Genomic DNA, 8,508 nt, shown 5'->3' on the forward strand with positions numbered 1-8,508 from the left:
CGGAGGTGCATCGGATGAGTTCGCAAGCCAAATTATCAAGTGCCTCGAGAGGCGAAAAAGTGCTCAAGTGGATACTAGGCATATGTCTAGCTGTCGGCGGGGTATTAGTCATCCTTCCTTTCGTATGGATGATTCTGTCTTCTTTCAAACCGGAGAGCGAGATTCAGAATATCCCGCCTACTCTGTGGCCTGAGCGTTTCACGACAGAGAATTTCAAAAATTTGTTCCTTAATATGAACTTCGACGTGTATTTAAAAAACACGCTGATCATTGTCTTTTTCTCCTTCATCGGCTTATTCATGAATGCAATGGCTGGATTCGGCTTCGCGAAGTATAAGTTTAAAGGCAGTAAATACTTGTTCTATCTCGTGCTTGCTACGATGATGATTCCCGGTCAAGTTACGATGATTCCTGTCTACTTGATCCTAAATGAGATGCATCTAACGAACACGATGATTGGCGTTGTATTGCCTGGTCTAGTTGGAGCCTTCGGAATATTCTTGTTCCGTCAGTTCATGTCAACTATTCCTGATGAGCTGCTTGAGGCGACACGTCTCGACGGTGCAAGCGAGTTCCGTACCTTCCTGCAGATCGTACTTCCGATTTCGAAGCCAATTCTTGCAGTACAGGGTATTCTTGCATTCATCGGAGGCTGGAACAGCTTCCTATGGCCGCTTATTATCGCGAATGACGAGAAGCTGTATACACTTTCGGTCGGTTTGTCGCTGCTCAAAGGACAATACGGAGGCAACTACGCGCTCCAAATGGCCGGCTCAACCTTCATGGTTGTACCGATCATCATTATCTTTATCTTCTTCCAGAAGCACATTATCGAGAACTACTCGATATCGGGTATGAAATAAACACAGCAGGGGCTGTTCTTAGAGGTCATTAGACCTTTCAGAACAGCCCCTGCGTCGTTTGAAAGTATAATCCTTCTAAAGCCACCATGACGATGACGGATAAGAAGCGGAGCGAATGAAGACAGTCTCGCCAATTCTCGGAGTTGAAATCGTCGCATTGCGTTTTTTAGCTGCTTTCACGGCACGTTCCACCGGATCGGTCCAGCCATGCAGTGCCAGTGTAAACGCCCCCCAGTGAATCGGAATCAACACCTCTCCCCGCACGTCCAAATGCGCTTCAACCGTTTCCTCAGGCATCATATGAATCGCAGCCCAACGCTCATCGTATTGTCCGCATTCCATGAGAGTCAGATCAAACGGACCGTATTTCTCGCCGATTTCTTTGAAATGAGGCCCATAACCGCTGTCTCCGCTAAAAAAGACCCTTGCTTCCCGGCCGTGTATCACCCACGAGCACCAAAGCGTAGCATCACGATCCGTCAGGCTTCTTCCAGAAAAATGCCTCGCAGGTGTGCAAGCCAAATTTAGTCCCTCATAGGTAACCTCATTCCACCAATCAAGCTCCTCGATGATTGCAGGATCTACTCCCCATTTCACCAGATGAGGGCCAACGCCGAGCGGAACAAAAAACTGTTTCACCTTATCCTTCAGCTTTACTATTGAACCGTAATCTAAATGATCGTAATGATCATGTGAAATGAGCACCGCATCGATCATCGGCAGCTGCTCCATCTCAAACGGCAGCTTATTGCTGAATCTTTTACCGCCAATGAGCGGAAACGGGGACGGAGCACTGCCGAACATGGGATCAAGCAGCAGCGTTTTTCCGTCCAATTGCAGCAGAGCAGCCGAATGGCCGAACCACGTCAGTTTAGGCTCTTTTTCTTTCTCAAAATACAATTCACTCAGCGGCTCAAAAGCCACTGCTTTATTCGGTCTTGCTTTTGGATTGCCTTTCACAAAATCGACTAGCAGCTTTAGCTTCTGACTTGTCGTCATATCCATTGCGGTAGGAGTATCATTTATAAATTTTTTAATGGCATACTGCTTGGACGCGCTTAGCCGCTGCCGCCCTGCATTCGATTGACTCGCGCCTAAAGCAGGATAATACTTCAATATTAATAAAACAACGACAACAAATACCGTGATGATACTAATGAATAGGAGCATGCCCTCTAACCTCTTCCTTTGTAGCTTTTGAACGTAAAAAACCGCTATTGAAGTATACGTTACTACTTCAACAGCGGTTTTATCAAGTTTAACGTTATGCGCGTCTTGTTCCACGCATAATGGCGCTTAACAGCAGCACAACAACAATGGCTCCGATAATAGCTGGAACGAGGGCGAAACCGCCAATTGTCGGTCCCCACGAGCCAAGCAGAAGTGTACCTAACCAAGCTCCGATGAAGCCCGCTGCGATGTTGCCGATAATACCTCCCGGTACGTCACGCCCGACAAGCAAACCGCCTAACCAACCAATGATACCGCCAACAATTATTGTCCATAATAGTCCCATATTTATGTGCCCCTCTCTGTCATTCGTTATAGCTATGATTAACCTAATGGGCATGTTTTGAAACAAAGCTGTTCAGTGTAATTTTTGGTAGATCAGGGAGAGGGGTTCTGCATTTTTAATAAAAGTTATGCGGCTCGGTTATTAATGGATCGGGAGCGTGACAGTGAAAGTTGATCCGTGTTGCAGCTTGCTGTCTACTTGAATTGCACCGTGATGAAGCTCGATAATTTTTTTTACAATCGATAAGCCTAGCCCACTTCCGTCGGCCGTCCTCGTACGCTGCTTGTCACCCTTATAGAAACGTTCAAATATACGGAGCTGATCCTCTTCGGAAATACCGATACCTGTGTCCGTTATTATTACTTTAATCTCAGTTCCTATGTGCTGGAGCTCAATCTTAATGCTCCCTCTAACTGGAGTGAATTTAATAGCGTTATGAATGAGGTTAACGAAGACCTGACTTAACATCTCTTCATTTGCCCTTATCTCCGTTTCCTCCAGCTCCAGTTCGAGCTCAAGCTCCTTGTCCAGCCACTGCGGCTCTGAGGCAAGCACGATGCTTTCAAGCTGTGTATCCAAGCGGTAACTTTTCAAATCAAGCTGCTGCTGCTCGGCCTCTAGAGTTGTCAGCTTGAGCAGATTATCGCTTATTCTGGACAGCCGCGTCGTTTCCTGCTCAATAATCGACAAATAATGGCGCTGCTCCTCTCGGCTGAGGTCTTCACGCTGAAGCGTGCTCGCAAAGCCGCGAATCGAGGTCAGAGGCGATTGGATCTCATGCGATACGTTAGAGATGAATTCCTGACGAAGAAGCTCCACCTGCTTCAACTCGTGCGCCATATCATTAATCGATTGGATAAAATCACCGAATTGACCATGGTATTTCTTGTCGCGGTCCACAGTTACATTGAAATCACCTTTGGCCATCCGTTTTAACGCATCGATCATTTCTACCCAAACCGCCCTCTGCTTCGGCCGCATCAGTAAATTAACGATACCAAACAGTACAATTAGAAAAAATATGCCGAGCCCCCAATTTAACAGCTGCACCACATATTCAGGCAAATGCACCTCGTGCCTCGCGTAGAACCATTTCGTCAGCCAATACGCCAGCGAGAAGGCACTTCCGCTGAATAGAAATACCATCGCTATCGCTCCTGCAAAACGCATAGAAATTTCTATTTTTGACATTCGACGATGCATTAGAGCACCTCCAGCCGATAGCCGAGGCCGCGAATCGTACTAATCTTAATGGAAACCTCCCATAGGGCGAAGCGCTCCCGCAGCCGGTTAATATGCACGTCGAGCGTCCGTTCGTTGCCGTCAAAATCATAGCCCCAAATCGCCTCGATCAGCTGATTGCGCGTCAACGTGCGTCCAAGATGGCTAACGAGCTTGAATAGAAGCTCGAATTCTTTTGGCGGAAGCGTGATGAATTCTGCATGAACCTTCACTTCATACGTCTGACGATCCAGCATAAGCTCCGCTACGGATACCTGCTGGGATACGGCAATTCGGTAACGCTTGAGCAGCGCCATCACCCTGACAGTCAGCTCCGCAGGATCAAACGGCTTCACCAAATAATCGTCCGTACCTAGATGAAACCCCCTTACCTTGTCACCCATTTCCCCCTTGGCAGTGAGCATGAGCAGTGGAATATCATACTGCTTGCGCAGCTCTTGGCACAGCTCCCAGCCGTCCATGTTCGGCATCATAATGTCCAATATGACCATATCTGCCGGCAACACTTCCATTTGAGCCATAGCCGACTGACCATCCGGTGCCTCTTGTACGTTCAACCCCTCTTTCTGCAAAATAACACGAACAAGCTCCCGTATATGAGGATCATCGTCCACAATCAGCACATAGCCCATTTATACACCCCCCTCTCCCGTTTACGAAGCTGTTTTATTCATGCGAAGCTGGCCATTTGCGAATTCACGATACATGGCGTGGCTTTTGTAGAGCTGTTCATGTGTTCCTACCCCGGTGATGACACCCTTCTCTAGGAAGACGATGGAGTCCGCGTCAACGACCGTTGATAAGCGATGGGCGATGACAACAGTTGTCCGTCCAATCATGAGATTTTTGAGTGCATCCTGTACGACCTCTTCTGATTTGCTGTCTAGATTAGACGTAGCTTCATCGAGCATAAGAATATGTGGATCACGCAGCAGCGCCCTCGCAATCGCAATCCGCTGCCGCTGACCGCCGGATAGCTTAATTCCGCGCTCGCCAACCTCAGTTTCATAGCTCTCTGGCAAAGCCTCAATAAATCCGTCTGCATAAGCCATTCGAGCAGCCTGTTCGATTTCCTGCTGAGTTGCTTCACGCGTCAGACCGTAGCATAAATTATCTTTAATTGTGCCCGCGATAATCGGGCTCTCCTGTGATACGTAGCCAATCTGGCTGCGCCATGAGCGCAGTGATGCATCACGAATATCTGTCCCGCCAAGTCGGATTGCACCAGAAGTCGGATCGTAGAACCTTTCGAGAAGTGAGAAAAGCGTCGTTTTGCCGCTGCCGCTTGGGCCGACAAGCGCTGTTACTTTACCCGCTTCAATCGTCAAACTCACATCCCGAAGAATCGGTTCCTCTGCTTTATAGGCAAATGATACATTATCCACCTGCAAAGTCTGATTCATCTGAGTAACCGCCTTGCCATTATCCTGATCCTCTTCTTCTGCTTCTAATATGCCTATAATACTGTCGGTTGCTCCCATCGCCTTCTGAAATTGCGTAAAAAATTGCGAGATTTGTGTAATAGGCAGCATAATTTGGAACAGATACATAATAAATGCAACCAATTCACCCGCAGTCATAGCTCCTGAAGATACCTGCACACCGCCAAAGCCGATCAAGCAAACGAGCAGCAATAGGATGATAAACGTAACGATTGGCGATATAAGCGCCTGCATGCGGGCTTCTTTTAATCCGAATCCAAACAAATTTTGAATACCGATACGTCCTTGTTCATATTCCGCAGGCTCTGAACCAGATGCTTTAACTAGCCTTATCTCGGATACAACGCGGTTCACAACGGAAGTAAACCGAGCGTTCTCCTCCTGAGTTGATTTAGAGATACTGTACATTCTTTTGCCGATTGGCACCATAATTAATGCAGCCACTGGGAAGACGGTCAGCATAATAAGCGTCATTTGCCAGTTCATATAGAAAAGAATCGACAATGCCCCGATGATGGACAATATGCCGGTGAAAAATCCAGTTACATGCTCGGTAATGAGACCCTTCAGCAGCGCCGTATCGTTCGTCAAACGACTAATCGTATCGCCGGAAGACTTGTTGTCGTAGTACGGCACAGGCAAGCGCAGCAGCTTGCTCCATAACCGTTCGCGAATGGACGATACGATCTTATTGCCGCTGTAATGCAGCAAGTAGACAGACACGCCCCCGGACACAACCTGAGCAATGAAGGCCGCAGCCATCCCAACGATTTGCCCTGTACTTAGTGACCCAAGCGAGAAGCCATTAACCATATTTTTCGTGAATAACGGTATTGTTAGTCCCACTAGCGTCGTAATAACGCTCAAAATAACTGCAATTGACATCATCAGCCTTGGAGGATTCGTCTCCATAATGAGCCCTATAAACCGCTTTACATTACTTTTTTTATCTTTCATCAGTATCACTCCTGTATCTCTATTCTCTCCCCTACGCTACCTACTCTAATGCGCCAGTTTAAACGGAGTTTAAACAACGAAAAAATAGCTGTAAAAAGAATATCCATTCTCTTCCTGTATATGGAATGTTGAAGTAAACTAGTTAAACGTGGCTGGAGTTTTTTTGGGCTGCTTCATTAAGCCATTATGAATAGGAGTGTACCTATGCAAGAGGATCTGGTCGTAATTGGAATAGATGGCGGTGGAACGCATACCCGCGTCATGGTATGTAGTTTGAGAGGATATGTGCTTTCTTATTTGGAACGAGGCTCAGCCTCCATTTACAAGGATGAAGACGCCGCTACAAACGTACAAGGAGCCATCCTCGACGCTCTTCGCGAGGTTGACAGAACAACCGATCATGTAGTCGCGCTTGTAGCAGGTATAGCAGGCTACGATTCGCCCTCCGATCTCGAATGGATTACGACATTAACGAAGCTGCCAGGACTTACATGCCCGATATGGCATGTGAATGATGCCGTATCCGCGCATAGAGGCGCATTAATGATCGAGGAAGGTATCGTCGTTATAGCTGGTACCGGCTCTATTATCCTCGGCATTACAGAAGACGGACAATTGATTCGCAATTATGATTTTCACCATTACGCGGCTAGTGCTGCAAGGTTTATTGCTTATGATGCGGTATATGAGATACTTGCAGGCAACTGCGACGATACCGACCATGAGCTTCGGCAGGCCATGCTTGATCATTGGAGTGTGTCAACGGTTCAACAGCTCGCTGATACCGCCAAAAAAGGATTTAATGAGGATACCCGTGAGCGGAACAAACAGTTTGGGCAATTTGCTCCCATGGTGACTGCAGCAGCCGATCAAGGAAGTTCCATCGCAATGCGTGTGTGTAATCGTGCTATTGAACAAACAAAGGTGGGCATCGAGCTAATTGCCGCCTCCTTCTATAGCGAAGAGGTTACGGTTGCCATTATTGGCGGCGTAGCGAATAGCTCCTACTTTACGACGAAGCTAGGCGAGCTGCTGCTGCAAGGAAACAACAAGCGCTACACCGTTGCGCAGCCAAAGTTCCCACCTGTTATCGGCTCTATTTTATTAGCGATGAGACACTTGAATATTCCTATAGACGATGTAATTATCCATAATCTGAAAGAATATAAGTTTGCGGCTAACAATATATAGCTGGCTTGTTTTAAACTTGCTGTGTGATGACGGTATTTAGTGTTAGAGCACAGCTATTGACTTTGCCGTTACGTACACCTTTATGCTTAGTGAGAATGAGCCATAGAGGAGGAAATAACGATGCCAGATCACCATCTTATTTATGAGGAAGAAGCGGAGCGTTATCATGAATTAATTGCGAAGCAGCCGAGTGTGTTCAATGATATCGAAGAAATACGACCGATTAGAGGGTTGGATATCGCAGACCTTGGAGCCGGCTCGGGCAGGCTAACCTCCGTGTTAGCTGATCAGGCAAAAACAATTATCGCGCTTGATGCTCACGAGCCGATCCTGCAAATTGCCGCCGAGCGGCTGCGGCTTGCCGGACATACGAATTGGATCACGAAGGTTGCTGATCATCGGCAGCTGCCTCTTTCGGATAATAGCGCGGATCTCATCGTATCAGGCTGGAGCATTTGTTACTTATGCAGCGATGATATGCCGGACTGGAAGCAAAACCTTCAGCAGGTGATAAGTGAGATCAAACGCGTGCTCCGACCAGGTGGGACCATTATTATTTTCGAGACGATGGGTACAGGCTTTGAAACACCTCATCCACCTCAATTCTTGCATAAGTATTACGCCGCTCTAGAGAACGACTATGGCTTCTCGCACAAATGGATACGCACCGACTATGACTTTGACAACGCGGAGCAAGCCGAGCAATTAACGCGTTTCTTCTTCAGTAATGAATTAGCTGACAGCGTCGCACGTGATCAGCTCGTCCATCTGCCCGAATGCGCTGGCATTTGGTGGCGGCACCTTTAACTATTAGCAGGGCAAGCAGGGCAGGGTAGCTAACCTATGCTCAGCTCAGCTCACCTCAGCTCAACTAAGCTTAGCTAGGCTTAGCTGAGCTGCATCCTAACCCCGCTTTGCCTGAAAGTCATCCAAATAAAAAAACGCTCAAACGTATATCAACGTTGCGAGCCACGAGGCTTCCTCATCTTACCTTACCAAACATGATTACTCCGAGCTATTGCAAGCTATTGCAACAAACTTACGGCTTCCCCCAACCCACCACATGACCGGTATTGCGACGTTTCTGCAGAAATAGATCTAAATTATAGACCTATTTTCAGCAAACCAGCCCTTTTGGTGAAAATAGATCTAGATAGTAGACTTATCGCTTCCCCCACCCCACCAAATGACCGGTATTGCGACGTTTCTGCAGAAATAGATCTAAATTATAGACCTATTTTCAGCAAACCAGCCCTTTTGGTGAAAATAGATCTAGATAGTAGACTTATCGCTTCCC

The 8,508-nt window shown here is 47.2% G+C and carries 8 protein-coding genes; 3 read left to right on the forward strand and 5 right to left on the reverse strand.

Annotated features, from left to right (window positions below):
* Positions 1-14 precede the first annotated feature (14 nt).
* Positions 15-863, forward strand: a complete 849-nt coding sequence (locus AC0YN6_RS16305; protein WP_475748103.1) for a carbohydrate ABC transporter permease — start codon at positions 15-17, stop codon at positions 861-863.
* A 75-nt stretch (positions 864-938) separates the two neighbouring features.
* Here the strand turns inward: AC0YN6_RS16305 and AC0YN6_RS16310 are convergent, their stop codons facing one another.
* The 5 genes from AC0YN6_RS16310 to AC0YN6_RS16330 all read right to left on the reverse strand — a co-directional run bounded on the left by AC0YN6_RS16310 (position 939) and on the right by AC0YN6_RS16330 (position 6,020).
* Complete coding sequence (locus tag AC0YN6_RS16310) at positions 939-1,868, reverse strand: MBL fold metallo-hydrolase (protein ID WP_475748121.1); 930 nt, start codon at positions 1,866-1,868, stop codon at positions 939-941.
* A gap of 259 nt (positions 1,869-2,127) precedes the next feature.
* Positions 2,128-2,379, reverse strand: coding sequence for a GlsB/YeaQ/YmgE family stress response membrane protein (locus AC0YN6_RS16315; protein WP_475748104.1), 252 nt, complete (start codon positions 2,377-2,379; stop codon positions 2,128-2,130).
* A gap of 141 nt (positions 2,380-2,520) precedes the next feature.
* Positions 2,521-3,582, reverse strand: a complete 1,062-nt coding sequence (locus AC0YN6_RS16320) for a sensor histidine kinase (RefSeq protein ID WP_475748105.1) — start codon at positions 3,580-3,582, stop codon at positions 2,521-2,523.
* The gene (locus tag AC0YN6_RS16325) at positions 3,582-4,253 is read right to left on the reverse strand and encodes a response regulator transcription factor (protein WP_475748106.1); all 672 of its coding nucleotides are present in this window, start codon (positions 4,251-4,253) and stop codon (positions 3,582-3,584) included. Before AC0YN6_RS16325 ends, AC0YN6_RS16320 begins: the two co-directional genes overlap by 1 nt.
* A 21-nt stretch (positions 4,254-4,274) precedes the next feature.
* Positions 4,275-6,020 carry an ABC transporter ATP-binding protein gene (locus AC0YN6_RS16330; protein WP_475748107.1) on the reverse strand — a complete coding sequence of 582 codons (1,746 nt, stop codon included), beginning with the start codon at positions 6,018-6,020 and terminating at the stop codon, positions 4,275-4,277.
* A 204-nt stretch (positions 6,021-6,224) separates the two neighbouring features.
* Here AC0YN6_RS16330 and AC0YN6_RS16335 point away from each other — a divergent pair, with 204 nt between their 5' ends.
* Positions 6,225-7,211 carry a BadF/BadG/BcrA/BcrD ATPase family protein gene (locus AC0YN6_RS16335; protein WP_475748108.1) on the forward strand — a complete coding sequence of 329 codons (987 nt, stop codon included), beginning with the start codon at positions 6,225-6,227 and terminating at the stop codon, positions 7,209-7,211.
* A 120-nt stretch (positions 7,212-7,331) separates the two neighbouring features.
* Entirely contained in the window at positions 7,332-8,018 is a 687-nt protein-coding gene (locus AC0YN6_RS16340) for a class I SAM-dependent methyltransferase (RefSeq protein WP_475748109.1), read from the forward strand.
* The last annotated feature ends 490 nt before the right edge of the window (positions 8,019-8,508 follow it).

The organism is Paenibacillus sp. J22P15 (assembly GCF_056269345.1).

What these genes read in the sequence shown, in the direction of transcription:
- AC0YN6_RS16305 (WP_475748103.1), top strand. Translation starts at nt 15, where the DNA reads ATGAGTTCGCAAGCCAAATTATCAAGTGCCTCGAGAGGCGAAAAAGTG.
- AC0YN6_RS16310 (WP_475748121.1), bottom strand. Translation starts at nt 1,868, where the DNA reads ATGGATATGACGACAAGTCAGAAGCTAAAGCTGCTAGTCGATTTTGTG.
- AC0YN6_RS16315 (WP_475748104.1), bottom strand. Translation starts at nt 2,379, where the DNA reads ATGGGACTATTATGGACAATAATTGTTGGCGGTATCATTGGTTGGTTA.
- AC0YN6_RS16320 (WP_475748105.1), bottom strand. Translation starts at nt 3,582, where the DNA reads ATGCATCGTCGAATGTCAAAAATAGAAATTTCTATGCGTTTTGCAGGA.
- AC0YN6_RS16325 (WP_475748106.1), bottom strand. Translation starts at nt 4,253, where the DNA reads ATGGGCTATGTGCTGATTGTGGACGATGATCCTCATATACGGGAGCTT.
- AC0YN6_RS16330 (WP_475748107.1), bottom strand. Translation starts at nt 6,020, where the DNA reads ATGAAAGATAAAAAAAGTAATGTAAAGCGGTTTATAGGGCTCATTATG.
- AC0YN6_RS16335 (WP_475748108.1), top strand. Translation starts at nt 6,225, where the DNA reads ATGCAAGAGGATCTGGTCGTAATTGGAATAGATGGCGGTGGAACGCAT.
- AC0YN6_RS16340 (WP_475748109.1), top strand. Translation starts at nt 7,332, where the DNA reads ATGCCAGATCACCATCTTATTTATGAGGAAGAAGCGGAGCGTTATCAT.